This is a genomic window from Azospira restricta, assembly GCF_016858125.1.
Taxonomy (GTDB): domain Bacteria; phylum Pseudomonadota; class Gammaproteobacteria; order Burkholderiales; family Rhodocyclaceae; genus Proximibacter; species Proximibacter restrictus.
Genome location: NZ_CP064781.1, coordinates 1,965,769 through 1,990,057 on the forward strand (window position 1 = coordinate 1,965,769; position 24,289 = coordinate 1,990,057).

The window sequence follows — 24,289 nt, forward strand, 5'->3', positions numbered from 1 at the left end:
ATGAGCAAGCCCTACGTCCGCCTCGACAAGAACAACGCCGCCGTCCTGCTGGTCGACCACCAGTCCGGCCTGTCCTCGCTCGTCCGCGACATCGATCCCGACCGCTTCCGCAACAACGTGCTGGCGCTGGCCGACCTGGCGAAGTACTTCAAGCTGCCGACCATCCTGACGACGAGCTTCGAGAACGGTCCGAACGGCCCGCTGATGACCGAGCTCAAGGAAACCTTCCCGGACGCGCCGTACATCGCCCGCCCGGGCCAGATCAACGCCTGGGACAACGAGGACTTCGTCAAGGCGGTGAAGGCCACCGGCAAGAAGCAGCTGATCATCGCCGGCATCGTCACCGAAGTGTGCGTGGCCTTCCCGGCGCTGTCCGCGCTGGAAGAGGGCTACGAAGTGTTCGTCGTCACCGACGCCTCCGGCACCTTCAACGAGCTCACCCGCCTCTCGGCCTGGGACCGCATGTCGGCCGCCGGCGCGCAGCTGATGACCTGGTTCGGCGTCGCCTGCGAACTGCACCGCGACTGGCGCAACGACATCGAGGGCCTGGGCACGCTGTTCGCGAACCACATCCCCGACTACCGCAACCTGATCAACAGCTACACCACGGTCCAGAACAGCAAGTAAGGCCGGTCGGGCCCCGGGTGAGCGGGGTCCCGCCGCCGGCCCGTCCGGCGTGCGCCGCCGCCTCCGGGTTTGTCGCCGACGATGCGCCGGCCGGCCCGGGGGCCGCGGGCGGCGCGCTTCCGCGCGCTCGCCTGCGCCCATGCGGCGCGCTGCAGCGGAGCGGGGCGCTTGCATCTTCTTGGAGATCGGTTAAGATAGTAATCAATTACTATCTTTTGCGAGCGACCATGCCCACGTCCAAATACCTTCCCGCCGACGAACGCAAGGCGACCACGGTCGAGGCGGTGATCGATCTCGCCGGCCGCCAGAATCCCAGCGAAATCACCACCGCCGCCATCGCCAAGCACATGAACCTGACGCAGGGCGCGCTGTTCCGCCATTTCCCGAACAAGGACGCGATCTGGCACGCGGTCCTCGCGTGGGTGGCGGAGCGGCTGCTCGAACGGATCGACCGTTCGGCGCGGACCGCCGGTACGCCGCTGGCGGCGATGGAGGCGATGTTCATGAGCCATGTCGGCTTCGTCGCCGAGCACCCCGGCGTGCCGCGCATGCTCTTCGGCGAGCTGCAGCGCCCGGGGCCGAGCCCGGCGAAGCGCGTCGTGCAGACGCTGATCGGCCAGTACCGGGAACGCCTGAACCGCCTTCTTGCGGCGGGGGTGGCCAGCGGCGAACTGGCGCCCGGGCTCGACGTCGAGGCGGCGGGCACGATGTTCATCGGCTCGATCCAAGGCCTGGTCATGCAGTCGATGCTTGCCGGCGATGTCCGCAGCATTCGAGACGACGCGCCGCGGGTGTTCGCCATCTATCGCGCCGGCATTGTGAACGGGAGGCCGGCATGAGGCTGCCGGCAATCGAGCGTCGCACGCTCGCGCTGATCGGCGTGCTGGTGCCGATCCTCGGGCTGTTCGCCTACGTCGCGCTGCGCTCCGGCCCTCTCGCCCCGGTCGAGGTCGCCGTGACCCGCGTCGAGGCCAGGCCGCTGGTACCGGGGCTGTTCGGCATCGGCACCGTCGAGGCCCGCCAGGTCTTCAAGATCGGCCCGACCTATGCCGGGCGCGTGCGCCGGGTCGACGTCAACGTCGGCGACCGAGTCAAGGCCGGCCAGACCCTCGGTGAAATGGAACCGATCGATCTCGACGCGCGCGTACATGCGCTGGATGCCGCGATCGGCCGTGCGGAAGCAGCACTCGGCGAAGCCGCCGCGCGCGAGGCGCAGGCGGCGGCACAGCTGCGCCGCTACGAGCAGCTGTTTGCCGCCCGAATGGTGAGCGAGGAGTTGCTCGTGACGAAACGGAACGAGCTCAAGGTCGCCGCCGCCGCGCTCGCCGCCGCGCGCGGCGAGGTGGCGCGCAGCCGGGCCGAGCGCGCGGCATCGGTGGCCCAGCGCGCGAACCTGCGCCTGGTCGCGCCGGTTGACGGGCTCGTCGTGCAGCGCGGCGCCGACCCGGGGACGACGGTCGTCGCCGGCCAGTCCGTCGTCGAGCTGATCGAGCCCGGCCAGCTCTGGGTGAACGTGCGATTCGACCAGGCCGGTACTGGCGGCCTGGCTTCCGGGCAGCCGGCGCGGATCGTCCTGCGCTCGCGCGACGCCGGCATCGATGGCCGGGTCGCGCGCGTCGAGCCGCGTGCCGACCCGGTGACCGAGGAGATCCTGGCCAAGGTGAGCTTCACCGAGACGCTGCGGCAGGCGCCTGCGCTCGGCGAGCTGGCCGAGGTCTCCGTCGAGCTGCCGGCCCTGCCGTCCGCGCCGATGGTCGGCAACGCGGCGATCCGACAGGACGGTCGCCGCCAGGGGGTCTGGAAGATCGTCGACGGACGCCTCGTGTTCGCGCCGGTCAGCCTCGGCCGGGCCGATCTCGACGGGCGCGTCCAGGTGCTTGCGGGGCTCGCCGCAGGCGACGTCGTTGTCACTCACAGCGCGAGGACGCTGACGGCGGACGCCCGCATCAGGATCGTCGACCATTTGTCGGCGAGCGTCAGATGATCAGCCTTTCCGGCCGCGACATCGTCCATAGCTGGGGGAAGTTCGTCTTCACCGGGGTCGGGCTGGGGCTGCTGATCGGCGCGACACTGATCATGGCCGGCGTCTATCGCGGCATGGTCGACGACGGCAAGGCGCTGCTCGACAACAGCGGCGCCGACCTGTGGGTCGTGCAGCAAGGGACGCTCGGCCCGTACGCCGAGTCGTCGAGCGTCAACGACGACACCTACCGGACCTTGCTCGCCATGCCGGGCGTGGCGCGTGCGGCCAACGCCACCTATCTCACGATGCAGGTGCGCCAGGCCGAGCGCGACGTGCGCGCCATGGTCGTCGGCGTGGCGTCCGGCGAACCCGGCGCAACGCCGGGGTGGCCGCCCTACCTCGTCGCCGGCCACCAGATCGCGCGTGCCCACTACGAGGCGGTCGCCGACGTCGCCACCGGCTTCGCGCTCGGAGAATCGATCGTCATTCGCCGGAACCGCTACACGGTGGTCGGCCTGACCCGGCGCATGGTGTCGTCGAGCGGCGACCCGATGGTCTTCATTCCGCTCCGCGACGCGCAGGAGGCTCAGTTCCTGAAGGACAACGACGCCATCTGGCAGGGGCGGCGCCGCACCGAGGCGAATCCCGCATTCAACCGTCCCGGGCTGCCGGGGCTGCAGGACGACGTTAACGCTGCGCAGGCCACCAACGCCTTCGTGAACGCCGTGCTGCTGACGCTGCAGCCGGGACACGCGCCGGACGAGGTGGCGGAAAGCATCCGGCGCTGGAAGCGGCTGACGGTCTATACGCGGGCGCAGATGGAAAGCATCCTTGTCGGCAAGCTGATCGCCACCTCTGCGCGCCAGATCGGCATGTTCCTCGTCATCCTCGCCGCCGTCAGCGCGGCCATCGTCGCCTTCATCATCTACACGCTGACCATGGACAAGATTCGCGAGATCGCCGTGCTCAAGCTGATCGGCACGCGCAATCGGACCATCGCTGCGATGATCCTGCAGCAGGCGATCGCGCTCGGCGTCATCGGCTTCGTCGTCGGCAAGATCAGCGCCAGCCTTTCCGCGCCTCTCTTCCCGAAATATGTGTTGCTCACCCCGCAGGATTCGGTCCTCGGCTTCCTCGCGGTGCAGGCGATCTGCGCGCTGTCCAGCGTCGTCGCCATCCGCCTCGCGCTGAAGGTCGACCCCGCGGAAGCGATCGGAGGCTGAGATGGCCGGCAACGGAATCCGGATCGAGGGCCTGCGCAAGCGCTACGGGCGCGGCGACGCCGCCGTCGATGCGCTCAGGGGCGTCGACATGGAGGTTGCCGCCGGCGAGGTGGTCGGCCTGATCGGCCCGTCGGGCTCCGGGAAAAGCACGCTGCTGAAATGCCTGGGCGCCGTCGTCGAACCGAGCGGCGGGCGGATCGCCCTCGGCGACGAAGTGATCTACGACAACGGCTGGAAGCCCCCGGATTTGCGCACCCTGCGTCGCGACCGCATCGGCTTCGTCTTTCAGGCGCCTTACCTCATACCGTTCCTCGATGTCGCCGACAACGTTGCCTTGCTGCCGATGCTGGCCGGGCGGCAAAACGGAGATGCACGGAAGCGGGCGCATGAACTGCTCGACGCGCTCGACGTCGGCCACCGGGCAAAGGCGCGGCCGTCGCAGCTTTCGGGCGGAGAACAGCAGCGCGTGGCGATCGCCCGGGCGCTCGCTAACCAGCCGCCGGTGATCCTCGCCGACGAACCGACGGCCCCGCTCGACAGCGAGCGCGCGCTCGCCGTCGTCCGCATCCTGAACCGGATGGCCCGTCAGTTCAGCACGGCCATAGTCGTCGTCACACACGACGAAAAGATCATCCCCACCTTCAAGCGCCTCTATCACATCCGCGACGGACGGACGGTCGAGGAGCGCGGCGAGGGACGGGAGTTGTGAAGTTGCAGACGGACTGAGCGCTGCGGGAGCGGCCGCCTGCGACAGGTGATGGTCCCCTCGACAGGAATCGAACCTGTATTTGCCGCTTAGGAGGCGGCCGTTCTATCCATTGAACTACGAGGAGCGACCAAGGCGCGCATTGTAGCGGTTACGCGCTTTCGCGGCCAGTTTGGCGGGATAATCGACACATCATGAACGTGCCGCGCCAACGCCTGCCGCGCGTCGTCGTCGTCCTCGGGCTGGTCAGTTTCTGCAACGACCTCGCTTCCGAGATGGTGACGCCGCTGATCCCGATCCTGCTCGCCGCGGTGCTCGGCGCCGGGCCGCTGGCGCTCGGGCTGGTCGAGGGCGTCGCCGAGGCGGTGGCATCCTGGCTGAAGCTGTGGGCGGGCCGGCGCTCCGACCTGTGGGGCGGGCGGCGCAAGCCTTTCGTGCTCGCCGGCTATTTCCTCTCCAACCTCGTGCGGCCGCTGCTCGGCGTCGCCGGCAGCTGGGGCGCGGTGGTCCTGCTGCGCGGCGTCGACCGCGTCGGCAAGGGGCTGCGCACGGCGCCGCGCGACGCGCTGGTGGCCGATGCGACGCCGCCCGCACTGCGCGGCCGCGCCTACGGCCTGCACCGCGCGCTCGACAACGGCGGCGCGATGGGCGGCGCGCTGCTCGCCGCCGCCTGCCTGTCGTGGTCCGACCTCTCGCTGCCGCAGATCATCCTGCTGTCGGCGCTGCCCGGCTTCGCCGGCGTCGCGCTGGTGGCCTTCGCGGTGCGCGACCATGCCGCCGCCGGTGCGCCGGATGCGCGTCCCGATGCGGGCGCTGGCGCGGGGCGGCAGGCGACGCCGCCGCCGCTTGCCTGGCGCCTGCTCGACCCGCGGCTGCGTCGTTACTTCCTGGTGCTGGCGCTGTTCGCGCTGGCGCGCGCGTCGGAGACCTTCATCGTGCTGCGCGGCCACGAGCTGGCGATGTCGGTGCCGATGCTGCTGCTGCTGTGGGCGGCGATGAGCTTCGCCAAGGCGGTCACCGCGTGGTTCGGCGGCCGCTTCGGCGACCGCGTCGGCCACGGCCGCGTCGTGCTGCTGCATTGGCTGGCGCACGGGCTGGCCTTCCAGCTGCTGGCCTTCGTCGATTCGCCGGCGACGCTGTGGGCGGCGGCGCTGGTCTTCGGCATCTGCGCCGGCATCGGCGAGGGCGCCGAGCGCGCGCTGGTCGGCGAGATCGGCAACGCGAACGAACGCGGCACCGCCTTCGGCTGGTACAACATGACCCTCGGGCTGGCGGCGATTCCCGCCGGCCTGTTCTTCGGCGGCGTCTGGGCGGCCTTCGGCGCCGCCGCCGCCTTCCTCAGCGGCGGAGCGCTGGCGCTGCTGGCGGCCGTGCTGCTGCGCACGGCGGTCTTGGCGCGGCGCTGAGCGCGTCCGCCGCGCCGAAGCCGGCGGCCTGCGCCGCCGCGAACAGCTCGCGCTCCTCGAAGCGGACGTGGGCCGTCAGCAGTTCGGAAAAGCGCAGCAGCGCGGCGGCGTCCGGCTGCCGCAGCGCAATCGCCAGCGCGCGCAGTTCGGCGTGCTCGGCGAGCGTGCGCCAGACCAGCTCGCCGTCGCCGGCGGCGGCGAGGAAGGGCAGCAGCTCGCTCTCCTCCTCGCGGAAGTGCGGCTCCATTTCGTTGTCGAAGCAGCGCGCGACGTGCGCACCGTAGGCTGCGACCGTCGCGGCGTCGCCGGACAGCGCGGCGAGCTTGCCGTGGCGCGCCAGCTTCAGCGCGTCGTGGTGTTCGCGCGAGAGGTCCTGCAGGGCGGGGGTGCGTTTCATCGGGTTCTCCGTGTCGTTCGCTGCCGCTGGTGGCGGCTATCGTTGTCGTGGCGCGGCGCCTCGGCCCGGCGCGGGCGCGGCCGAGGCGACATCGCGGCTGAAGGGCGTGGCCGCCGCTGCCGCGCTCAGTGACCGCAGGCCCTGGCAGGCCCTTCGCCGCGGACGGCGCGGCCGATGCGCACCTGCCAGACTTCCGGCCCGGTTTCCAGGTAGTCCCAGGTGAACTCGCCGCGCGACTCGGCCTGGAACTGGTAGAACAGCGGCTTCGGGTCGTGGTCGTTGATCAGCAGCAGGGCCTCGCCGGGGGCGAGTTCGTCGAAGCTGCCGAAGATCAGCGGGTGGCGTTCGCGCGGCGGGATCGTGCGCACGTCGACGGTGGTCTTGCAGGTGGGGGCGGTGCTCATGCCGTTCTCCTTGCTCAGGGGTGGGGGGAGGGGATGGCGTTCGGTGCGTCGTCTTCCTGCCAGCCGAAATTCAGCCGGGCGCGGCCGCTCATCATCGACGGGTTCCACGGCGGCTCCCAGACCAGCCGGAGGTCGGCCGGCGGCGCGTCGGGGAAGGCCTCGGCCAGCTCGTAGCGGACTTCGTCGAGGATCAGGTCGCCCATCGGGCAGGTCGGCGAGGTCATCGTCATCTCGACGACGATCGCCGGCTCGGTCTCGATGCGGTACACCAGGCCGAGGTCGACGATGTTCATGCCGACCTCGGGATCGACCACCTGGCGCAGCGCGGCGCGGACGACGTCGGGGTCGGGAGCGGTGGTGGTGTTTTCGTCCATGGCGGCAAAAGAAGCAAACTAAATACAGCTTTATCGTAGCACCGGAAAATCCTTAAAGCAACAAATTACATGCATCTTTGGCGGGGGCGTGCCGGGTGGGAGCGCGCCGGGCTTCTCGCGTCGCTCGGCCGGGCCGTGCGCCGGTCCGCGTCCGGCGCCGGCAGATCGGCCGGCAGCGCGCCGCCGGACACGGTAAAATTGCCGTTCCGCAGCGGGTGCCGACGGCGCCCGCCGCTTCCGCCGGTCCGCCGCGCCGCTTCGCCGGCGTTCCGGCCGCATCTGAACCGTATCCGAACCGTGCCCTACCTGACCCTCTCCGACGCTTCCCTCGCCTTCGGCCACGTGCCGCTCCTCGACCATGCCGACTTCCAGCTCGACCCCGGCGAGCGCGTCGCGCTGATCGGCCGCAACGGCACCGGCAAGTCCTCGCTGCTGGCGGCGCTGGCCGGCCACGGCGCGCTCGACGACGGCGAGGTCTGGCGCCAGCCCGGCGCGCGCATCGGCTACGTGCCGCAGGAGCCGCCGTTCGATCCGGAGCTGACGGTGTTCGCGGCGGTGGTCGGCGGCATGGGCACGACCTCGGCGCTCTTGGCCGAATATCACGAGGTGTCGCACCGGCTGGCCGAGAGCGACGCCGAGCACGAGCCGCTGCTCGCCCGCCTGCACACCCTGCAGACCGAGCTCGAAGCGCTCGGCGCGTGGGAATACGAGTCGCAGGCCGAGCGCGTGATCCAGCGCTTCTCGCTCGACCCGGACGCCAAGGTCGGCAGCCTCTCCGGCGGCCAGAAGAAGCGCCTCGCGCTGGCGCAGGCGCTGGCCGTGTCGCCCGACGTGCTGCTGCTCGACGAGCCGACCAACCACCTCGACATCGCCGCCATCGAATGGCTGGAAAACCAGCTGATCGAGTCGAACCTGACGCTGCTCTTCATCACCCACGACCGGCGCTTCCTCGACCGCGTCGCCACGCGCATCGTCGAGCTCGACCGCGGCAAGCTGATGAGCTGCCCGGGCAGCTTCGCCGAGTACCAGAAGCGCAAGGCGCAGATGCTCTACGACGAGGAAGTGGCGAACGCGAAGTTCGACAAGTTCCTGGCGCAGGAAGAGGTGTGGATCAGGAAGGGCGTGGAGGCCCGGCGCACGCGCAACGAAGGCCGCGTGCTGCGCCTCGAGCAGCTGCGCCGCGAGCGCGCGGCGCGGCGCGAGCGGCAGGGCCGGGTCGAACTGGCGGTGGACGCCGGCGAGAAGAGCGGCCAGCTCGTCGCCGAGCTGAGCAACGTGACCAAGCGCTTCGGCGACAAGGTCGTCGTGCGCGACTTCTCGACCCGCCTGATGCGCGGCGACAAGATCGGCCTGATCGGTCCCAACGGCGCCGGCAAGACGACGCTGTTGCGGCTGATCCTCGGCGAGCTGCAGCCCGACGAAGGCAAGGTGCGCCAGGGCACCAAGATCGAGGTCGCCTACTTCGACCAGTTCCGCGCCCAGCTCGACCCGGAGGCGGCGCTGGTCGATGTGATCTCGCCGGGTTCCGACTACGTCGAGATCGCCGGCGTCAAGAAACACGTCATCAGTTATCTCGGCGACTTTCTGTTCGCCCCGCAGCGCGCGCGCTCGCCGGTCAAGTCGCTGTCCGGCGGCGAGCGCAACCGCCTCTTGCTGGCGCGCCTCTTCGCGCGGCCGGCGAACGTGCTGGTGCTCGACGAGCCGACCAACGATCTCGACATCGAGACGCTGGAGCTGCTCGAAGAGCTGCTGCAGGACTACCCCGGCACGCTGTTCCTGGTCAGCCACGACCGCGCGTTCCTCGATGCGGTGGTGACGCAGACGATCGCCGCCGAGGGCGACGGCGTCTGGCACGAATACGCCGGCGGCTACAGCGACTGGGCCAATTACCAGCAGCAGCGCCGCGCCGCGGAAGCAGCCGAGGCGCAGGCGACGAAGCAGAAGGAAGCGCCGAAGCCGGCGGCCGAGAAGCCGCGCGGCGCGCCGACCAAGCTCTCGTACAAGGACCAGCGCGAGCTCGACGCGCTGCCGGCGAAGATCGCCGCGCTGGAGGAAGAGCAGAAGTCGCTGACCGCGAAGCTCGAAGATCCCGCGCTCTACGCCAGCGACCCGCAGGCGGCGCAGGGCTTCGCCACGCGCCTCTCCGAGATCGACGACGAGCTGCTGGCGCTGCTCGAGCGCTGGGAGGCGCTGGAAGCGATGGTGGCGCGGAGCTGAGCCGGCCGCGCCCGCAACGAACGATGCAACGACGGAAACGAACATGCTGAAGAAACTGCTGATCTCCCTTGTCGCCGCCTGCGCGCTGACCGGCGCGTTTTCCTCCGCGTTCGCCGCCGAGAAGAAGGTGCCGCCGGTCGAGGTCTACGTGCCGCACCTGTGCCTGGCCTGTCTCGACTGGGCCGAGCACCTGCGCCAGAACGGCTTCCCGAAGGTGACGGTGAAGGAAGTCGAGGACATGGCGGCGCTGAAGAAAAAGCTGAAGGTGCCGGCCGACCTCGAATCGGTGCACACCGCGGTAGTCGCCGGCTACTTCGTCGAAGGCCACGTACCGGCCGAGGACATCCACGAGCTGCTGAAGGAAAAGCCCAAGGCCTGGGGCATCGCCGTTCCCGGCCTGCCGCGCGGCGCGCCGGGGCGCGAGCTGTCGATGCCGAGCTGCGAGACCGGGTGCACGATGCTCGACGCACAGACGCCCGAGCGCGAGATCCGCCGCGAGATGTTCAACACGATGGTCGTCTACAAGGACGGCCGCGTGAAGGTCTGGGCGCGGCACTGAGCGCTTTCACGCCTTTCCGCGCCATGACCCCGCACGCCCGCCGGCGCGCCGCGCTCGACCGCTGGCTGGCGGAACTGGCGCCGCTGTGGACGCCGTCGCCGTTCTGCGTGGCGCGGCCGGCGTGGTGCGACACGCAGCCGGCGCTCGCCGAGGCGCTGCTCGCCCTCGACGACACGACGCTCGCCGCACTGAGCGCCGACGACGACGCAGCGCGCGCCTTCCTGATTCCCCACCTGCCGCTGCTGGCCGACCTGCCGGCGCTGATCGACCTGCCCGAACGCGACGCGGCGCCGGCCCCGGTGTCTCGCCCGGCCTGGCAGTACATCCCCGGCCGCAAGGCGGCGCAGATCGACGCCTTCGCCGCCGCCGTCGGTGCCCCGCGGGCGCCGCTGGTCGAATGGTGCGCCGGCAAGGGCCACCTCGGCCGCCGCTTCCTGATGGCCTGGGGCGGCGAGGCGCGGGCGCTCGAACGCAACGCGACGCTGTGCCGCGAAGGCGAGGCGCTCTCCGCGCGCGCCGGGCTCGCGCAGCGCTTCGCGGTGGCCGACGTGCTCGCCCCAGAATCGGCGGCCAGCCTCGCCGGCGCCCACGCGATCGCGCTGCACGCCTGCGGCGACCTGCACCGCCGGCTGATCGACCTGGCCGGCCCCGCCGGCGCGCACGCGCTCGACGTCGCGCCGTGCTGCTACCCGCTCGGCGCCGACGACCGCTACCGGCCGCGCGGCGGCGACAGCGCGCTCGTGCTCGACCGCAACGCGCTGCGCCTGGCCGTCACCGAAACCGTCACCGCCTCGCCGCGGCTGGCCGCCGCCAGCGAGCGCCTGTCGGCGTGGAAGCTCGCCTTCGTCGGGCTGCGCGAAGCGCACGCGCCCGGTGTTCCGTACCGCACGTTCAAGCCGACGCCGGCCGCCTGGACGCAACAGGGCTTCGCCTTCTTCCTGCAAGCGCTCGCCGCGCGCGAAAACCTGCCGCTCGACCCGAAGCTCGACTTCGCCGCCGCCGACGCCGCCGGCTGGGCCCGCCACCGCGCCGCGCGCCGGCTGCAGCTGCCTCGCCTGGCGTGCCGCCGCGCGATCGAAGTCTGGCTGCTGCACGACCTCGCGCTGGGGCTCGAAGGCGCCGGCTTCGAAGCCGAGCTGCACCGCTTCTGCGCGCGGACGCTGACGCCGCGGAATGTGATCGTTTCGGCCCGCCGCTGACGGCGGTTGCGGGGCGGAGCGGCGGCAAATCCGCCGACGCCGTCATGCCGCCTGCCAACGCGCTACGGCGGGTTTGCGTCGCCCGGCTGCCGCTCGCTTCCGCAAGACCCCGCGCGAATCCTTGATCGGCGGAGCACCTGGTCCCGCCTTCCTTATTTCACCGACACGATCTGCCCGAGCGAAATCCGCCCCTCCTCGAGGTTGCGGCCCTGGTTCTGCGCCATCGCCCGGAAGTCGTGCCCCATCAGCAGATGGAATCCGAGCGCGGGAAAGCCTTCCCGGCGGATCCTCTCCGCCAGCTTGACAAACCATTCGCGCGCTTCCGCCGTCGTGTCCTTCCAGTCGGCAACGGTAAATCCGGAATCTCGCAGCAGCTCACGCAGTTCCTCCGGCGACACCAGAAAACTCGTGTCCGGTGTACGCGCCCACGGGACCGGGAACAGGACAGGCCCGGACGGGCCGGCGAGGACATCGTAGATGGCAAGCGTCCCGCCGGGCTTCAGGACCCGGTGCATCTCGCCGTATAGGCGACGCTTGTCCGGAATGTTCATGGCCGCGTGCTCGCTCCAGACGACATCGAATTCATTGTCCGCGAACGGAAGATTCGTCGCGTCGCCCTGGCGATAGTCGACCAGTGCGTCGAGGCCGACCCTGGCGGTAAGCATCGATGCGACCTGGCAGTATTCGTCCGTCAAATTGATGCCGGTGACGCGGCAACCGAATTCCTTCGCCAGGCAGCGCGAGGTTCCGCCGATGCCGCTGCCGATATCGAGCACGCGCATCGTCGACCGCAAGCCGGCCGCCTGGGCGAGCTCCAGGGTCGCCGCGCGGCCGCGGATATGGAACTCGTCGATCGGAGCCAGCGCCTCAAGTGAGAGCTGCTGCAGGTCTGCGCCCGCGTCCTCGAGGGCGGCAAGAATGACCGCCGCCAGATCCGGGCGGCCGTAGTGGGTTCTGATCGCCTCGTTAACAGCATTCCGCATCTTTGTTTCCCTCCACGGCTCGGAGTCGCTGGGACCGGTTGAAACTTGGGAAAGGGGCTGCTTCGGAGAAGGTGAACCGTCCCCAATTCATAGACAGGGGGCGAGCACTTTGCAAGCCTGACCGGACGTTGCATCCCGATGACTGCGATAGCGGCTTCGGCCGGCTTGTCGCCTGTTGCCATCGGCATGAGACAACGACCCGGCCGGAGCCGACCTCGGTGCCGGGCGATCACCGGCACGCACGGGGCCGCCATCGTCGGCGATCGGGTCAGCTACGCATCCAGCGATTCCGCCAGTTCCAGCAGCAGCCTGCTGCCGTCTCCCTGCCAGGCGCTGCCATGCATGCAGGCGAGTGTCGTTGGCCTGGCCGCCGCCAGCTTCGCGATCAGCGCGCGGGCATTTTTGGTGTGGGAGAAATAGTCCATCGGCTGTCGGAAGGCTTCGCTCGGCGCCAGGATGTCCGACGAGACCAGCGGCGGCAGGTCGGCGCCGCCTTGCGTGAACAGGTCGCCGCAGAGGAGCGTTGCGGTCGCCTCTTCCATCAGGTAGCCGCATTCCCAGCCATGCGGCAGGTGGGGCGTGTCGAACCAGCGAACGCGATGCCTGCCCAGCGACAGGGTTTCGCCGTCGGCAAGAACCCGCGGCGGCCGGTCGAAGCAATCGCCGTTGATCATCGCGTTGATCCGGCCGCACACCGGCACCGCCTCCGGCGCGAGGCCCAGCAGCTCGTTCAGCGCCCCGCACTCGTCGGATTCGTAGTGCGAGAACCCGATGAAGCGCAGCTTCTTCAGGTTCATGACGCTGGCAATGGCTTCCTGCACCAGCGGGCGCAGCTTCCGCGGCCCGCTGTGAAACAGCAGCGGCTGGTCGTCGACCAGCAGGTACTGGTTGAACGAGAAGCCGCCGGGGAGATCCCGGAACGGGGTGCTGATGCGGTAGATGCCGTCGCCGATCTCGTCGACGCGCGTTCCGGCTTGCGGGTTGGTCACTCCCATGGCGTCTCTCCTTTGCGGTGGCGATGGCGTGTCGCGGGCTGTTTCCGTGCCGACCGGATTGGACACCCGGAGCGGGCGATAAGCTCCGCAGGCGGTGGTCGGACCGCTTCGCGGGCGCGCTGCGGGTCTCCCTGCCCCGGCCTGGCGAGCCCCTGTCCGCTTCCTTCGCGCGATAATCGCGGTCCCCCACGCAAGGACCCACGCATGAAGCACTACCTCTTCCTGAACGCCAGCACCCGCGAGCCGGGGCACGTCGGCAACACCGAGACCCTCGCCCGCCGCGCCGCGCAGGCGCTGCCGGCGGAGGCCGCGCAGACCTGGCTGGCGCTCGTCGAACTGCAGCTGCCGGCCTTCGTCGACCGCCGCCATACCGCCGGCAGCTACCCGATGCCGGAGGGCGACGCGAAGCGCGTGCTCGATGCGCTGCTCGACGCCACCGACGTCGTCCTCGTGTCGCCGGTGTACTGGTTCTCGGTGCCGTCGCCGCTGAAACTGTGCCTCGACCAGTGGAGCGCCTGGCTGCGCGTGCCCGGCCTCGATTTCAAGGCGCGCATGGCGCAGAAGCGGCTGTGGGTGGTGGCGACCAGCGGCGACCGCGCCAAGGCGCAGCCGATGCTCGACAGCTACCGGCTGTGCGCCGAGTTCATGGGCATGGAATGGAAGGGCGCGCTGTGGGGCAAGGGGGGCGCGCCGGACGCGGTGCTCGCCGACGCCGAGGCGCTGGCGGCGGCAGCGGGCTTCCTCGCCGTGGCCTGAGCGGCGCTCAGGTTTCTGCCGCCGGCGCCGCGCTGCCGGTGTAGCAGATCAGGTTGTGGCATACCGCCGGTTCGTCGCCGCGGTTGCGGTAACCGTGCGGCCGGTCGGCCGGGAAGCGCAGCGCCTCGCCTTCCTTGAGCGTGCGCCAGCGGCCGTCGACCAGCACCTGCATGCTGCCGCGGATGACCGTCACGTGCTCGACGACGCCGGCGAGATGCGGCTCGGAGCGGCGTTCGTAGCCGGGCGCCAGCGTCAGTTCGAGCAGCTCGAAGCCGAAGCGCGGGTCGTAGGGAAACAGCGGCGCCACCCACATCGCATCGCTCGCCGGCCGCTCGCGCAGCGCGTCGGCGGCGCGGAAGACCGGCTTCTCGTCCTGCACCGGCGGCTCGATGAAGGCCGACAGCGGCGTGCGGAAGCCGGAGGCGATGCGCCACAGCGTCGCCACCGTCGGGCTCGATTCGGCGCGCTCGATCTGGCCGAGCATGGCCTTGCTGACGCCGGTCTCGGCGGCGGCGCGGTCGAGGCTCCAGCCGCGCGCGGCGCGCAGCCGCTGCAGCGTCGCGGCGAGGTGGGCGGCGGGCGACGGCGTCGCGGCGCTTTCGGTCTGTTGTTTCTTCGGCATGGCGTGTCCGCTGGTCGGGGTCGGTAGCGGGGCGTCGCTTGTGCGTTATAACGCACGCTGCTATGCTCCGCTGTGTGCGCTATAGCGCACGGTTTCGTACTTTTTCCGATTACACCAGAAAGGGCGCAGCATGGGCAAGCACGCCGGCGCGGGCCTCGTCCGCCATTTCCCGCATCTCGCGACCGGCTTCATCGCCGTGCTGGTCGGCTACACCAGCTCGGCGGCGATCGTCTTCCAGGCGGCGCACGCCGCCGGCGCGACGCCGGCGCAGCTCGCCTCGTGGCTGTGGGCGCTCGGGCTGGGCATGGGCGTCACCTGCATCGCGCTGTCGCTGCGCTACCGCACGCCGATCCTCACCGCCTGGTCGACGCCGGGGGCGGCGCTGCTCGCCACCGGCCTGGTCGGCGTGCCGATGGCCGAGGCGGTCGGCGCCTTCCTGTTCGCCTCCGCATCGATGGTGCTGCTCGGCGTCAGCGGCGGCTTCGAGCGCATCATGCGCCACGTGCCGCCGTCGCTGGCCGCGGCGATGCTCGCCGGCGTGCTGCTGCGCTTCGGCCTCGGCGCCTTCGCCGCGCTCGGCGAGGCGCCGCTGCTGGTCGGCGCGATGGCCGTCGTCTTCTTCGCCGGCCGCCGCTGGTGGCCGCGCTACGCGGTGCCGCTCGCCTTCCTCGTCGGGCTCGCCGTCGCCGCCGGCGGCGGCACGATCGCCACCAGCGAGATCCGCTGGCAGCTGGCGGCGCCGGAGTTCGTGATGCCGCGCTTTTCGCTGGCGACGCTGGTCGGCGTCGGCGTACCGCTGTTCGTCGTCACGCTCGCCTCGCAGAACGTGCCCGGGCTGGCCGTGCTGCGCGCCAACGGCTACGCGACGCCGGCCTCGCCGCTGCTCGGCTGGACCGGCGCCGCCGGCGTCGCGCTGGCGCCCTTCGGCGGCTTCTCGTTCAACCTGGCGGCGATCACCGCCGCCATCTGCATGAGCCGCGACGCCGACCCCGATCCGGCGAAGCGCTACCTCGCCTCGGTGTGGGCCGGCGGCTTCTACCTGCTGACCGGCATCGGCGGCGCGACGGTGGCGAGCCTGCTGGCGGCGTTTCCGCAGGCGCTGGTGGTCGCCATCGCCGGCCTCGCGCTGCTCGCCACGATCGGCGGCAGCCTGGCGACGGCGCTCGCCGACGAGGGCGGGCGCGACGCGGCGCTGGTGACCTTCCTCGTCACCGCGTCGGGGCTGACGCTGTTCGGCGTCGGCAGCGCGTTCTGGGGGCTGCTGTTCGGCTACGCGGCGGCGCATGCGCTGCGCCGCCCCGGGCTGGGCGCCTGAGGCGCCGCGAATCCCGCTCGCGCGCGTCGGCCCGCCATTTTTAAGCGGCACCGCGCTGCCCGCGGGGCGGCCGCCGCGGGGGCTCGGCGCGGCATCGCCGCCGGCAGGATGTCGAGCCCCGGCAGCTTGCCGTCTGCGTGTTCAGGCCGTCGCGGCGTTGGCGGCCGAGAAGCGCTTCTCGAACTCCTGGCGCAGCTCCTTGCGCAGCACGGCGGCGGCGTACCGTCGTTTCTCGACTGGACCGAACGGCCGGAACGGCGGCACCGCGGTCGGCTTGCGGTCGTCGTCGACGGCGACCATCGTGAAGAAGCAGCTGTTCACGTGCCGCACCTCCTGGGTGCGAATGTTCTCGGCGAGCACCTTGATGCCGACCTCCATCGACGAGGTGCCGGTGTAGTTCACGCTGGCGAGGAAGGTCACCAGGTCGCCGACGTGCACCGGCTGGCGGAACATCACCTGGTCGACGCTGAGGGTGACCACGTAGCTGGCGGCGTAGCGGCTGGCGCAGGCGTAGGCGACCTGGTCGAGGAACTTGAGGATGGTGCCGCCGTGCACGTTGCCGGCGAAGTTGGCCATGTCGGGGGTCATCAGCACGGTCATGCTGAGTTGATGTGCGGGTTGTTCCATTGCAGCGGTCTCCGGTAGGGAAGTCGACGGGCGTCTCGCACGAGGCGTGCCAGCCGCCGGCGTGGCGTCGGCCTCCGGAATCCAGGGCGTTTCGCCGCCGCGCCGTCGCCGCGGGGCGCTTGCGCCTGCGCGAAAGAACCGAATCGGTGCGTCGCCGTGTGCGGATTCCCGCACGGCCGGGCGCGGCTGTCTCGGCGCGCCGTCTTCAGAAGACGTCGAAGATCGCGCCGAGCGCTTCGCCGACGAATTCGACGACGCCCTCGATCAGCTCGCCGTCGGACGAATCGTCGTCCTCCGGCGGCTCGTCGTCGTCCTTGCGCCGTTGCCGCGCCTTGCGCCGCTGCGTGATCGCCTCGAACTCGCCGGCGTCGAGCCAGACGCCGTCGCATTGCGGGCAGACGTCGATCTCGATGCCTTCGTGGACCGCCGCGTGCATCGTCTGCCCGTCGGCCGGGCAGCGCACCGCGCTCGCCGGCAGCGCTTCCAGCCGTTCGCGGCGCAGCGCGCCGTCGCGCGCGTGGCCGAGCGCGTCGTGCAGCAAGCCTTTGCCGATGAAGCGGCCGCCGCAGGCGTCGCAGCCGGCGTAGGCGTGTCCGTGGTGCTCCCCGGCGACGAGCGGCTGCGGCTGGTGCGGGCAGTCCATGGCGGGGGTCAGCGCGTCGCCGCCCAAGCCTCGAAGTCGCTGCGCGCGATCCAGGTCTCCAGGCGGTTGATGTTGCCGGGCAGCTGCCGGCCCTCCCACTGCTCGGTGGCCCAGCGTTTGACGTTGGCGGGCAGCTCGCCGTGCTCGATCGCTTGCGCCAGCGCGACCTCGGCGTCGTGCACGGCGTCGGGGGCGAGCAGGCGCGCGGCGTCGTGCAGCGTCAGGTGGGTGGTGGTGTCCATGCGCGGCTCCTCGGGCGGGGCGATGCTTCATTCTAGCGCCGTCGCGGCCCGGGAGCAGCGGGCGGAGGCCGCTCAGTCGCGGTAGCCCGGGGCCAGGCGATCGAGCTTGCGTCGCAGCGCCGGCCAGGCGAGGCCGCCGCCGGCGCCGCGGGTGACCTGCTCCCACTGTCCGGTCGCGCCGTCGACGATGGCCGGGCCGATGCGCCGCAGCGGCGCGCCGCCGCTCATCGCGCGCACCTGGATCAGGCACGTCGTCTCGAAGAAGTACATCGCGACGAAGGCCTCGGCGACCGAGCGGCCGACGGTCAGCAGGCCGTGGTTGCGCAGCATCAGGAAGCGCTTGTCGGCGAGGTCGCGCACCAGCCGCGGCTTCTCGTCGTCGACCAGCGCGACGCCCTCGTAGTCGTGGTAGGCGAGCGAGGCGAGGACGAAGATCGAGTGCTGCGACAGCGGCTGCACGCCGGCCTCCTGCGCCGAGACGGCGACGCCGTTCGCGCTGTGCACGTGCAGCACGCACTGCGCGTCCTCGCGCGCGGCGTGGATTGCGCTGTGGATCGTGAAGCCGGCCGGGTTGATGTCGTGCGGCGAGTCCATCAGCTTGTTGCCGTGCAGGTCGACCTTGACCAGGCTGGAGGCGGTGATCTCGTCGAACATCAGCCCGTAGGGGTTGATCAGGAAGTGGTGTTCCGGCCCGGGAATCCGCGCCGAGATGTGGGTGAAGATGAGGTCGTCCCAGCCGAACAGCGCGACCAGGCGGTAGCACGCCGCGAGGTCGACGCGCAGCTGCCATTCGGCGTCGGTGACGAGTTCGCGGACGCTGCGTACTTGATCGTTCATGACGGTTCTCCTGCGGCCGATGCTGTGCTAGTTTATATAGACTGGTCTAGATGGAGCGTCAACGTGGAAATCGATTTCGCCGGCGCGGCCGGCAGCCGCGAACGGATGATCGAGGCGGCGATCGCGCTGATGCGCGGCTCCGGCCTCAGCGGCGCCGGCATCAACGAGGTCGTGCGCGCGAGCGGCGCGCCGAAGGGCTCGGTCTACCACTTCTTCCCGCAGGGCAAGCAGCAGCTGGTCGCCGAGGCGCTCGCCGTCTATTCCGGTCGCGTCGAGGCCTTCATCGAAACCGCGGTCGCCGGCCGGCGCCAGCCGGCGGGCAAGGTGCGCGCGTTGTTCGCCGCCTTCGCGCGGCGCGTCGAGGAGGGCGGCTTCCTGCGCAGCTGCGCCGGCGGCACGGTCAGCCTCGACCTCGACGCCGAACTCGACGGCCTGCGCCAGGTGGTGGACGCGATGTTCGCCGAATGGATCGCGCTGCTCGCGCGCCACATCGACCTCGGCGACGCGCGCCGCAGCGCCTCGTTCGCCGGCCTGCTGCTGACCGCGATCGAGGGCGCCTACGTGCGCGCCCGCGCCGAGCATTCGGCGCAGCCCTTCATCGAAGCCGGCGAGTGGCTGGCGCGGCTGGCCGAGCTGCCGGCGCCGCCGCGCGCCTGACGCGCCGCGCCGGCCGGCGGCGTCAATGGCCGGCGGCGGCGAAGCGGGCCTCGGCCTCGCGGAACAGCGCCTTGACCCGCTCGACGTCCCACGGCTGCTCGGCCAGCGTCTCGTGGTCCCACTGGCTCCTCGGCTGCGGCGGCGCGAAGAAGTCGCCGCCGTAGACGTGGATCGCGCAGGTCTGCTTGCCGATCGGGTTGAGCACCGAGTGGATGGCGTCGCGGTCGAGCGTCGCGACATCGCCGCGGCCCAGCGAGCGGGCGCCGGTCGCCTCGATCGCGCTGCCGCTGCGGCGCCAGAAGACGTTGTCCTCGCGGCCGGCGTAGATGCCGACCACCGAGAACATCCGGTGGTTGTGCGGCATCAGGCTCATGCACGGCGCCCAGACGAAGTTGATGACGGTCAGCTCGGGCGAGCGATGGAGCGGCGTCAGGCCGGCATGCGCCGGCTCGCCGAGGGCCGCCATCACGCCGGCGGGGTCGGCGACCGCTGCCGCCACGAGTTCGCGGATGGCGTCCTCGCCGTCGGCGACGGCGGCGAGGCAGTCCGCGATGAAGCGTTCCTTGTCGAACATGGCTGGCTCCTCTTCTTTTTCGTGTCCGGGGATACCGCGCGTCCGCCCGGGCGGCGGCGTGCCCGACAGCGGTTGGACCGGCGCCGCCGCAGCGGATTCCGTGGGCGGCGCGGGCCGGGAGAAAAATAGTCGCCGGCGATCGATCCGGCCGCCGCCATCTCCTGCGGCCGATGATGTCGCGCGGCGGGCCGCAGGCGCCGGGAGCCACGCCGGACAGCCAGGCGGCGGCGCCGGTGCCGGTCCGGCGCGGCGCCATTTTTTGGCTGCCGCCCGAGAATCGCGACCAGCGCGCCGCCGAGCGCGATCATGCCGCGGTCGGCCTCAGCGCGTTCCGTTCAGCGCGTGGTAGCTGCGGATGACCTGGCTGTCGTCGGCGCGGCCGTCGCCGCGGCCGGAGGCGGCGAGGAACATCTGGTGGGCGAGGGCGGCGATCGGCAGCGCGCACTTCGCCTCGCGCCCGGCCTCGAGGACGATGCCGAGATCCTTGACGAAGATGTCGACGGCGCTGGTCACCTCGGGCTCGGCCTGCAGCATGCGCGGCCCGCGGTCCTTGAGCATCCAGCTCGACGCCGACGAGCCGCCCATGATCTCGAGCAGCACCGCGAGGTCGACGCCGACCTTGGCGGCGAGCGCGAAGGCTTCGGCGACGACGGCGATATGCACGCCGCACAGCAGCTGGTTGACGGTCTTCACCGTCGCCCCCTGGCCGGCGCGCTCGCCGACGTGGAAGATGCGCTTGCCGACGGCCTCGAACACCGGCCGCGCCGCGTCGAAGGTGGCGCGCTCGCAGGCGGCCATGATCGTCAGCGAGGCCGCGCTCGCGCCGGCGACGCCGCCGGAGACGGGGGCGTCGACGAAGCGGCGGCCGGCGGCCGCGACCCGCGCGGCGATCTTCTCGACCGCGCCGGGCGGGCAGGTGGCCATCAGGCAGACGATGCCGCCGGCGTTCAGCGCCGCCAGCGCGCCGTCGGCGAACAGCACCTGCTCGGCCTGCGCGGCGTTGACCACCATCAGGATCAGCATGTCGGCGCCGCGCGCGCCGTCGGCGGCATCGGCGGCCGGCGTGCCGCCGGCGGCGGCGAGCGCGGCCAGCGACTGGGCACTGAGGTCGATGCCGCGCACCGGGTAGCCCCGGGCGAGCAGGTTGCGCGCCATCGGCAGCCCCATCGCGCCGAGGCCGGCGAATGCAACAGTCTTCATCGGATGTCCTTTCGCGGTACGGCCGCCCGCAGCGGCCGTACCCGTGTCGTGTCAGTAGAGGGTGAAGGCGGGAACGAAGGAGATCAGCACGAGCACGGTCACCGCCACCAGGTAGAAGGGCCACAGCTCGCGGACGATGGCGCCGACCTTCTCGCGCGAGATGGCGGCGGCGATGAACAGCGTCGTCCCGACCGGCGGCGTGAACAGGCCGATGCTGAGGTTGACCGCCATCATGATGCCGAGCTGGACCAGGTCGAGGCCGATCGCGTTGCCGATGGCGACGAAGGTCGGGCCGAGCAGCAGGATCGCCGCCGGCAGGTCGAGGAACATGCCGACCACCAGCATGATCACGTTCAGCATCAGGATGATCAGCAGCGGCGTTTCCAGCGTCTTCACCGTCCATTCGGCGACCGCGGTCGGCACCGACTCGACGGTCAGCACGTAGCCGACCAGGTTCGACGCGGCGATCACCAGCATCACCACGCCGGTGGTGACGGCGGTGTGCACCAGCGCGTCGTAGAAGCGGCGCAGCGTCAGGTCGCGGTAGATCAGCGCGCTGACCAGGAGACCGTAGGCGACGGCGATCACGCTGACCTCGGTCGGCGTGGCGATGCCGGCGCGCAGCAGGATCACGATGAAGGCCGGCATCGCCAGCGCCGGTGCCGCGGCGACCGTCGCCCGCAGCACGTCGCGCAGCGTGATCGTCTCGGCCAGCCGCTTGAAGCCGCGCAGCCGTCCCGACAGGTAGCAGGTGAGCATGAAGCCGCCGCACAGCAGCAGCCCGGGCAGGATGCCGGCGAGGAACAGCGAGGCGATCGACTCGTTCGATACCGCGGCGAACAGGATCAGCGGGATCGACGGCGGGATCAGGCCGGCGATCACCGACGACGACGCGGTCGCCGCCGCGGCGAAGGCGCCGGGATAGCCCTCGCGCTTCTGCCACGGGATCAGCATCGAGCCGAGCGCCGAGGCTTCCGCCACGGCCGAGCCGGAGACGCCGCCGAACACCGTCGAGCCGACCACGGTCACCTGCCCGAGGCCGCCGTGGAAGCGGCCGACCAGCGCGGTCGCGAAGTCGATCAGCCGCTTGCCGAGCGTGCCGCCCATCATCAGGTTGCCGGAGAGCATGAAGAACGGGATCGCCAGCAGCGGGAAGCTCTGCGTCGGCTGGAAGACCTTGACCACGGCGGCGACGCTGGGCATGCCGCCGACGCTGACTGCGGCGACGCCGGAGCTGATCAGCAGCGCGTAGCCGACCGGCAGCGCCAGTATCAGCAGCGCGCCGAAGACGAGAAGCATCATCAGGGTCATACATCCTCCTCGATGTGGTGGCTGCGCACGGCCAGCGGATCGCTCGCCAGCACGAGGCGCACGAAAGTGGTCAGCGCGGTCAGGCCGAGGCCGACGAAGCCGACGATCAGCGCCAGGTAGGCCCAGCGCGCGGTGATGCCGGTGACCGGAAACTCCTCGCTGCCGGTGATCTCGATGACGTCGAGGCCGATCCAGGCGAGGTAGAAGAAGGTCGCCGCGACCAGCACCTGCTGGCCGAGCAGCAGCACCCGGTTGCCGCGGCGGCCGAGCAGCGCGTTGAGCGCAGTGACGGCGATGTGCTGGCCGCGCTGCGCGGCGAGCACGATGCCGCTCATCACCAGCCAGGGGAACAGGATGTTCGGCATCTCGGTCGGCCAGCCCAGGCCCTGGTTGGTGAAGTAGCGGACGACGACCTCGGCCATCAGCGACGCGAACATCGCGCCGAGCGAGGTGATCGCCAGCGCCACGCTGGCGGCGACGATCGCGCCGTCGACCCATTTCACCGCGGTGGCGGCGAGGCCCTCCCGGGCCTCCGCCGGCGATGCGCAGAGCGCGCTCATGGCTTGGCCGCCTCGGCGACGATCAGCTTGACCAGGTCCGGGTACTGCTGCGACCACTTGTCGTAGACCGGCTTGGTCTTCGCGGCGAACTCGGCCTGGTTGACCTCGTTGATCTTGACGCCGGCGTCGGCGAGCTTCTTGCGCAGCTCGGCGTCGGCGGCCAGCGACATCTGCCGGTTGAGCTTGCCGGCCTCGATCGCCGCCTCCTTGATCGCCTGCTGGTCGGCCTTCGGGATCGTGTCCCAGATCATTTTGCTGGCGAGCAGCGGCGTCGTCTCGTACTTGTGGCCGGTCAGCGAGATGTATTTCTGCACCTCGTGCAGCTTCGACGAGTAGATGTTCATCAGCGGGTTCTCCTGGCCGTCGAAGACGCCCTGCTGCAGCGCGATGTACAGCTCGGAGAAGGCCAGCGGGCCGGGGTTGGCGCCGAGCGCCTTGAAGATGTCGAGGGTGATCGGATCGGGCGGCGTGCGCACCTTGATCCCGGCCAGGTCCTCGGGCTTCACGATCGGCCGCTTGTTGTTGCTGGTGTGGCGGATGCCGTTGTCCCACAGCGCGAGCACCACGAGGCCCTTGGCCTTGGCCAGTTCGTTGAGCTTGTCGCCGACCGGGCCGTCGACCACCTTGTAGGCGTGGTTCAGGTCGCGGAACAGGAAGGGCAGGCCGATCACCGAGAACTGCGGCACGACGCCGGAGGTGGTGCCCTGCGAGTTGGTGCTGAAGGCGAGCGTGCCGAGGCGCAGGTTGGTCAGCGACTCGACGTCGTCGCCGAACTGGGCGTTGCCGCCGACCTCGACCTTGATCCGGCCGTTGGTCTTTTCCGCGACCAGCTGCGCGAACTTCAGCGAGGCCTCGGCCTTCGGATTGCCGGGGGCCGCGTTGTGCGACAGGCGCAGCACCTGCTGCGCCCAGCTGGAGGTGGCCGTCAGCGCGAGCGTGGCGGCGATGGCGATGAACGATTTTTTCATGGGTGTCTCCTGTCTCTCTCTTTACGGATCACGGGTCGCCCGATGCGGCCGCGTGGATGCTTGTCTCGATGTGGGTGGAAGAACGGTGGCTCAGCCGTGGATCAGCATGCCGCCATTGACGTCGATGACGGCGCCGGTGATGTACGACGACAGGTCGGACGCCAGGAAGAGGTAGGCGCCGGCGATCTCGTCGGCCTTGCCGAGGCGGTTGAGCGGGATCGTCGCGGCGATCTCGGCCTTCTTCGCGTCGTCGAGCTTGCCGCTGGTGATGTCGGTGTCGATCAGCCCCGGCGTCACGCAGTTGATGCGGATGTTGTCCGGGCCGAACTCGCGCGCCATCGCCTTGGCCAGGCCGAGCACGCCGGCCTTCGCCGCCGAGTAGTGCGGGCCGCCGAGGATGCCGCCGCCGCGCTGCGCCGACACCGACGACATGCAGGCGATCGATCCCGAGCGCTGCTTCTGCATCTGCGGCAGCACCGCCTGCGACAGGTAGAGCACGCCGCGCAGGTTGACGTCGACGATGCGGTCCCAGCTCGCCGGGTCGATCTCGAGGGTCTTCACCGGCTGCGTGATGCCGGCGTTGTTGATCAGCACGTCGATGCGGCCGAACTCGGTGACGATGCGGTCGGCGACGCGCAGGCAGGCGTCCTTGTCGGCGACGTTGCAGGCGTAGCCGCGGTGCGCCGGGCCGATCCCGGCGGCGGCCGCGGCGGCGGCCTGCCCGTCGAGGTCGAGGATGACGACCGTGGCGCCGTGCGCGGCGAACAGGCGGGCGGTCGCCAGGCCGATGCCGCGCGGCGAGGCGGCCCCGGAGATGACGGCGACCTTGCCGTCGAGCAGAAGTGATTGCGACATGAATGCTCCTCTGAAACGGGGCGCCGCGCCTTGCTGGCAGCGTGCCCGGGGTTGAAGGTCGAGCGGGCG

28 protein-coding genes and 1 tRNA gene are annotated in these 24,289 nt (G+C 70.7%); 12 read left to right on the forward strand and 17 right to left on the reverse strand.

Annotated features, from left to right (window positions below):
• From ycaC to IWH25_RS09650, 5 genes are all read left to right on the forward strand, one after another.
• Nucleotides 1–627 (forward strand): isochorismate family cysteine hydrolase YcaC, encoded by a 627-nt coding sequence (gene ycaC, locus IWH25_RS09630; RefSeq protein WP_203389082.1) that lies wholly within the window; start codon nt 1–3, stop codon nt 625–627.
• 227 nt (nt 628–854) lie between these two features.
• The gene (locus IWH25_RS09635; RefSeq protein WP_203389083.1) at nt 855–1,466 is read left to right on the forward strand and encodes a TetR/AcrR family transcriptional regulator; all 612 of its coding nucleotides are present in this window, start codon (nt 855–857) and stop codon (nt 1,464–1,466) included.
• Complete coding sequence (locus IWH25_RS09640) at nt 1,463–2,611, forward strand: efflux RND transporter periplasmic adaptor subunit (protein ID WP_203389084.1); 1,149 nt, start codon at nt 1,463–1,465, stop codon at nt 2,609–2,611. Before IWH25_RS09635 ends, IWH25_RS09640 begins: the two co-directional genes overlap by 4 nt.
• Complete coding sequence (locus tag IWH25_RS09645) at nt 2,608–3,813, forward strand: ABC transporter permease (RefSeq protein WP_203389085.1); 1,206 nt, start codon at nt 2,608–2,610, stop codon at nt 3,811–3,813. Before IWH25_RS09640 ends, IWH25_RS09645 begins: the two co-directional genes overlap by 4 nt.
• 1 nt (nt 3,814) lies before the next feature.
• Complete coding sequence (locus IWH25_RS09650; protein WP_203389086.1) at nt 3,815–4,522, forward strand: ABC transporter ATP-binding protein; 708 nt, start codon at nt 3,815–3,817, stop codon at nt 4,520–4,522.
• Nucleotides 4,523–4,571: 49 nt separating this feature from the next.
• Here IWH25_RS09650 and IWH25_RS09655 read toward each other — a convergent pair.
• Nucleotides 4,572–4,646 (reverse strand) — tRNA-Arg (locus IWH25_RS09655).
• 67 nt (nt 4,647–4,713) lie between these two features.
• Here IWH25_RS09655 and IWH25_RS09660 point away from each other — a divergent pair.
• Complete coding sequence (locus IWH25_RS09660) at nt 4,714–5,925, forward strand: MFS transporter (protein WP_238999056.1); 1,212 nt, start codon at nt 4,714–4,716, stop codon at nt 5,923–5,925.
• On the opposite strand, the gene IWH25_RS09665 is transcribed toward IWH25_RS09660, so the two are convergent.
• The 3 genes from IWH25_RS09665 to IWH25_RS09675 all read right to left on the reverse strand — a co-directional run bounded on the left by IWH25_RS09665 (nt 5,858) and on the right by IWH25_RS09675 (nt 7,100).
• The gene (locus IWH25_RS09665) at nt 5,858–6,322 is read right to left on the reverse strand and encodes a hemerythrin domain-containing protein (RefSeq protein WP_203389087.1); all 465 of its coding nucleotides are present in this window, start codon (nt 6,320–6,322) and stop codon (nt 5,858–5,860) included. The two genes, IWH25_RS09660 and IWH25_RS09665, sit on opposite strands and share 68 nt — an antisense overlap.
• Nucleotides 6,323–6,447: 125 nt before the next feature.
• Nucleotides 6,448–6,726 (reverse strand): DUF2249 domain-containing protein, encoded by a 279-nt coding sequence (locus IWH25_RS09670; protein WP_203389088.1) that lies wholly within the window; start codon nt 6,724–6,726, stop codon nt 6,448–6,450.
• Between the two features lie 14 nt (nt 6,727–6,740).
• A complete protein-coding gene (locus IWH25_RS09675; RefSeq protein ID WP_203389089.1) occupies nt 6,741–7,100 on the reverse strand; it encodes a metal-sulfur cluster assembly factor in 360 nt (119 codons plus the stop codon).
• Between the two features lie 297 nt (nt 7,101–7,397).
• Between IWH25_RS09675 and IWH25_RS09680 the strand changes: the two genes are divergently transcribed.
• The 3 genes from IWH25_RS09680 to IWH25_RS09690 are packed head-to-tail and all read left to right on the forward strand — an operon-like array spanning nt 7,398 to nt 11,075.
• A complete protein-coding gene (locus tag IWH25_RS09680; RefSeq protein WP_203389090.1) occupies nt 7,398–9,317 on the forward strand; it encodes an ATP-binding cassette domain-containing protein in 1,920 nt (639 codons plus the stop codon).
• Nucleotides 9,318–9,360: 43 nt separating this feature from the next.
• Nucleotides 9,361–9,876, forward strand: a complete 516-nt coding sequence (locus IWH25_RS09685; RefSeq protein ID WP_203389091.1) for a DUF411 domain-containing protein — start codon at nt 9,361–9,363, stop codon at nt 9,874–9,876.
• Nucleotides 9,877–9,899: 23 nt separating this feature from the next.
• Nucleotides 9,900–11,075: a methyltransferase gene (locus tag IWH25_RS09690; protein WP_203389092.1), complete on the forward strand. Its 1,176-nt coding sequence runs from the start codon at nt 9,900–9,902 to the stop codon at nt 11,073–11,075.
• A gap of 152 nt (nt 11,076–11,227) precedes the next feature.
• On the opposite strand, the gene IWH25_RS09695 is transcribed toward IWH25_RS09690, so the two are convergent.
• Both IWH25_RS09695 and IWH25_RS09700 read right to left on the reverse strand, forming a co-directional pair.
• A complete protein-coding gene (locus tag IWH25_RS09695) occupies nt 11,228–12,058 on the reverse strand; it encodes a class I SAM-dependent methyltransferase (RefSeq protein WP_203389093.1) in 831 nt (276 codons plus the stop codon).
• A 272-nt stretch (nt 12,059–12,330) separates the two neighbouring features.
• The gene (locus tag IWH25_RS09700; protein ID WP_203389094.1) at nt 12,331–13,047 is read right to left on the reverse strand and encodes an oxygen-binding di-iron domain-containing protein; all 717 of its coding nucleotides are present in this window, start codon (nt 13,045–13,047) and stop codon (nt 12,331–12,333) included.
• A 210-nt stretch (nt 13,048–13,257) separates the two neighbouring features.
• Between IWH25_RS09700 and IWH25_RS09705 the strand changes: the two genes are divergently transcribed.
• The gene (locus IWH25_RS09705; protein ID WP_203389095.1) at nt 13,258–13,809 is read left to right on the forward strand and encodes a flavodoxin family protein; all 552 of its coding nucleotides are present in this window, start codon (nt 13,258–13,260) and stop codon (nt 13,807–13,809) included.
• A 7-nt stretch (nt 13,810–13,816) separates the two neighbouring features.
• Here IWH25_RS09705 and IWH25_RS09710 read toward each other — a convergent pair whose 3' ends face one another.
• Complete coding sequence (locus IWH25_RS09710; protein WP_203389096.1) at nt 13,817–14,431, reverse strand: helix-turn-helix domain-containing protein; 615 nt, start codon at nt 14,429–14,431, stop codon at nt 13,817–13,819.
• Between the two features lie 130 nt (nt 14,432–14,561).
• Here IWH25_RS09710 and IWH25_RS09715 point away from each other — a divergent pair, with 130 nt between their 5' ends.
• Nucleotides 14,562–15,746 (forward strand): benzoate/H(+) symporter BenE family transporter, encoded by a 1,185-nt coding sequence (locus IWH25_RS09715; RefSeq protein ID WP_203389097.1) that lies wholly within the window; start codon nt 14,562–14,564, stop codon nt 15,744–15,746.
• Between the two features lie 141 nt (nt 15,747–15,887).
• Here IWH25_RS09715 and IWH25_RS09720 read toward each other — a convergent pair whose 3' ends face one another.
• The 4 genes from IWH25_RS09720 to IWH25_RS09735 all read right to left on the reverse strand — a co-directional run bounded on the left by IWH25_RS09720 (nt 15,888) and on the right by IWH25_RS09735 (nt 18,095).
• Nucleotides 15,888–16,373, reverse strand: a complete 486-nt coding sequence (locus IWH25_RS09720) for an acyl-CoA thioesterase (RefSeq protein ID WP_203389098.1) — start codon at nt 16,371–16,373, stop codon at nt 15,888–15,890.
• A gap of 205 nt (nt 16,374–16,578) precedes the next feature.
• Nucleotides 16,579–17,016: a TFIIB-type zinc ribbon-containing protein gene (locus tag IWH25_RS09725; RefSeq protein WP_203389099.1), complete on the reverse strand. Its 438-nt coding sequence runs from the start codon at nt 17,014–17,016 to the stop codon at nt 16,579–16,581.
• Between the two features lie 8 nt (nt 17,017–17,024).
• Complete coding sequence (locus IWH25_RS09730) at nt 17,025–17,258, reverse strand: hypothetical protein (protein ID WP_203389100.1); 234 nt, start codon at nt 17,256–17,258, stop codon at nt 17,025–17,027.
• 72 nt (nt 17,259–17,330) lie between these two features.
• On the reverse strand, nt 17,331–18,095 hold the full coding sequence (locus tag IWH25_RS09735) for a class II aldolase/adducin family protein (RefSeq protein ID WP_203389101.1): 765 nt from the start codon (nt 18,093–18,095) through the stop codon (nt 17,331–17,333).
• 63 nt (nt 18,096–18,158) lie between these two features.
• Here IWH25_RS09735 and IWH25_RS09740 point away from each other — a divergent pair, with 63 nt between their 5' ends.
• Nucleotides 18,159–18,752 (forward strand): TetR/AcrR family transcriptional regulator, encoded by a 594-nt coding sequence (locus tag IWH25_RS09740; RefSeq protein ID WP_203389102.1) that lies wholly within the window; start codon nt 18,159–18,161, stop codon nt 18,750–18,752.
• Between the two features lie 22 nt (nt 18,753–18,774).
• Here IWH25_RS09740 and IWH25_RS09745 read toward each other — a convergent pair whose 3' ends face one another.
• The 6 genes from IWH25_RS09745 to IWH25_RS09770 all read right to left on the reverse strand — a co-directional run bounded on the left by IWH25_RS09745 (nt 18,775) and on the right by IWH25_RS09770 (nt 24,220).
• On the reverse strand, nt 18,775–19,326 hold the full coding sequence (locus IWH25_RS09745) for a hypothetical protein (protein ID WP_203389103.1): 552 nt from the start codon (nt 19,324–19,326) through the stop codon (nt 18,775–18,777).
• A 321-nt stretch (nt 19,327–19,647) separates the two neighbouring features.
• Complete coding sequence (locus tag IWH25_RS09750; RefSeq protein WP_203389104.1) at nt 19,648–20,526, reverse strand: NAD(P)-dependent oxidoreductase; 879 nt, start codon at nt 20,524–20,526, stop codon at nt 19,648–19,650.
• 51 nt (nt 20,527–20,577) lie between these two features.
• On the reverse strand, nt 20,578–21,837 hold the full coding sequence (locus IWH25_RS09755; RefSeq protein ID WP_203389105.1) for a TRAP transporter large permease: 1,260 nt from the start codon (nt 21,835–21,837) through the stop codon (nt 20,578–20,580).
• Complete coding sequence (locus IWH25_RS09760) at nt 21,834–22,397, reverse strand: TRAP transporter small permease (RefSeq protein WP_203389106.1); 564 nt, start codon at nt 22,395–22,397, stop codon at nt 21,834–21,836. Before IWH25_RS09760 ends, IWH25_RS09755 begins: the two co-directional genes overlap by 4 nt.
• Nucleotides 22,394–23,365 carry a TRAP transporter substrate-binding protein gene (locus IWH25_RS09765; protein WP_203385625.1) on the reverse strand — a complete coding sequence of 324 codons (972 nt, stop codon included), beginning with the start codon at nt 23,363–23,365 and terminating at the stop codon, nt 22,394–22,396. The genes IWH25_RS09760 and IWH25_RS09765 overlap by 4 nt, the downstream gene beginning before the upstream one ends.
• A 90-nt stretch (nt 23,366–23,455) precedes the next feature.
• Nucleotides 23,456–24,220 carry an SDR family NAD(P)-dependent oxidoreductase gene (locus tag IWH25_RS09770; protein WP_203385626.1) on the reverse strand — a complete coding sequence of 255 codons (765 nt, stop codon included), beginning with the start codon at nt 24,218–24,220 and terminating at the stop codon, nt 23,456–23,458.
• Nucleotides 24,221–24,289 lie beyond the last annotated feature (69 nt).

What these genes read in the sequence shown, in the direction of transcription:
- IWH25_RS09670 (WP_203389088.1), bottom strand. Translation starts at nt 6,726, where the DNA reads ATGAGCACCGCCCCCACCTGCAAGACCACCGTCGACGTGCGCACGATC.
- IWH25_RS09745 (WP_203389103.1), bottom strand. Translation starts at nt 19,326, where the DNA reads ATGTTCGACAAGGAACGCTTCATCGCGGACTGCCTCGCCGCCGTCGCC.
- IWH25_RS09735 (WP_203389101.1), bottom strand. Translation starts at nt 18,095, where the DNA reads ATGAACGATCAAGTACGCAGCGTCCGCGAACTCGTCACCGACGCCGAA.
- IWH25_RS09725 (WP_203389099.1), bottom strand. Translation starts at nt 17,016, where the DNA reads ATGGACTGCCCGCACCAGCCGCAGCCGCTCGTCGCCGGGGAGCACCAC.
- IWH25_RS09640 (WP_203389084.1), top strand. Translation starts at nt 1,463, where the DNA reads ATGAGGCTGCCGGCAATCGAGCGTCGCACGCTCGCGCTGATCGGCGTG.
- IWH25_RS09705 (WP_203389095.1), top strand. Translation starts at nt 13,258, where the DNA reads ATGAAGCACTACCTCTTCCTGAACGCCAGCACCCGCGAGCCGGGGCAC.
- IWH25_RS09720 (WP_203389098.1), bottom strand. Translation starts at nt 16,373, where the DNA reads ATGGAACAACCCGCACATCAACTCAGCATGACCGTGCTGATGACCCCC.
- IWH25_RS09755 (WP_203389105.1), bottom strand. Translation starts at nt 21,837, where the DNA reads ATGACCCTGATGATGCTTCTCGTCTTCGGCGCGCTGCTGATACTGGCG.
- IWH25_RS09715 (WP_203389097.1), top strand. Translation starts at nt 14,562, where the DNA reads ATGGGCAAGCACGCCGGCGCGGGCCTCGTCCGCCATTTCCCGCATCTC.
- IWH25_RS09650 (WP_203389086.1), top strand. Translation starts at nt 3,815, where the DNA reads ATGGCCGGCAACGGAATCCGGATCGAGGGCCTGCGCAAGCGCTACGGG.
- IWH25_RS09765 (WP_203385625.1), bottom strand. Translation starts at nt 23,365, where the DNA reads ATGAAAAAATCGTTCATCGCCATCGCCGCCACGCTCGCGCTGACGGCC.
- IWH25_RS09750 (WP_203389104.1), bottom strand. Translation starts at nt 20,526, where the DNA reads ATGAAGACTGTTGCATTCGCCGGCCTCGGCGCGATGGGGCTGCCGATG.
- IWH25_RS09685 (WP_203389091.1), top strand. Translation starts at nt 9,361, where the DNA reads ATGCTGAAGAAACTGCTGATCTCCCTTGTCGCCGCCTGCGCGCTGACC.
- IWH25_RS09665 (WP_203389087.1), bottom strand. Translation starts at nt 6,322, where the DNA reads ATGAAACGCACCCCCGCCCTGCAGGACCTCTCGCGCGAACACCACGAC.
- IWH25_RS09760 (WP_203389106.1), bottom strand. Translation starts at nt 22,397, where the DNA reads ATGAGCGCGCTCTGCGCATCGCCGGCGGAGGCCCGGGAGGGCCTCGCC.
- IWH25_RS09660 (WP_238999056.1), top strand. Translation starts at nt 4,714, where the DNA reads ATGAACGTGCCGCGCCAACGCCTGCCGCGCGTCGTCGTCGTCCTCGGG.
- ycaC (WP_203389082.1), top strand. Translation starts at nt 1, where the DNA reads ATGAGCAAGCCCTACGTCCGCCTCGACAAGAACAACGCCGCCGTCCTG.
- IWH25_RS09695 (WP_203389093.1), bottom strand. Translation starts at nt 12,058, where the DNA reads ATGCGGAATGCTGTTAACGAGGCGATCAGAACCCACTACGGCCGCCCG.
- IWH25_RS09770 (WP_203385626.1), bottom strand. Translation starts at nt 24,220, where the DNA reads ATGTCGCAATCACTTCTGCTCGACGGCAAGGTCGCCGTCATCTCCGGG.
- IWH25_RS09645 (WP_203389085.1), top strand. Translation starts at nt 2,608, where the DNA reads ATGATCAGCCTTTCCGGCCGCGACATCGTCCATAGCTGGGGGAAGTTC.
- IWH25_RS09635 (WP_203389083.1), top strand. Translation starts at nt 855, where the DNA reads ATGCCCACGTCCAAATACCTTCCCGCCGACGAACGCAAGGCGACCACG.
- IWH25_RS09710 (WP_203389096.1), bottom strand. Translation starts at nt 14,431, where the DNA reads ATGCCGAAGAAACAACAGACCGAAAGCGCCGCGACGCCGTCGCCCGCC.
- IWH25_RS09675 (WP_203389089.1), bottom strand. Translation starts at nt 7,100, where the DNA reads ATGGACGAAAACACCACCACCGCTCCCGACCCCGACGTCGTCCGCGCC.
- IWH25_RS09730 (WP_203389100.1), bottom strand. Translation starts at nt 17,258, where the DNA reads ATGGACACCACCACCCACCTGACGCTGCACGACGCCGCGCGCCTGCTC.
- IWH25_RS09690 (WP_203389092.1), top strand. Translation starts at nt 9,900, where the DNA reads ATGACCCCGCACGCCCGCCGGCGCGCCGCGCTCGACCGCTGGCTGGCG.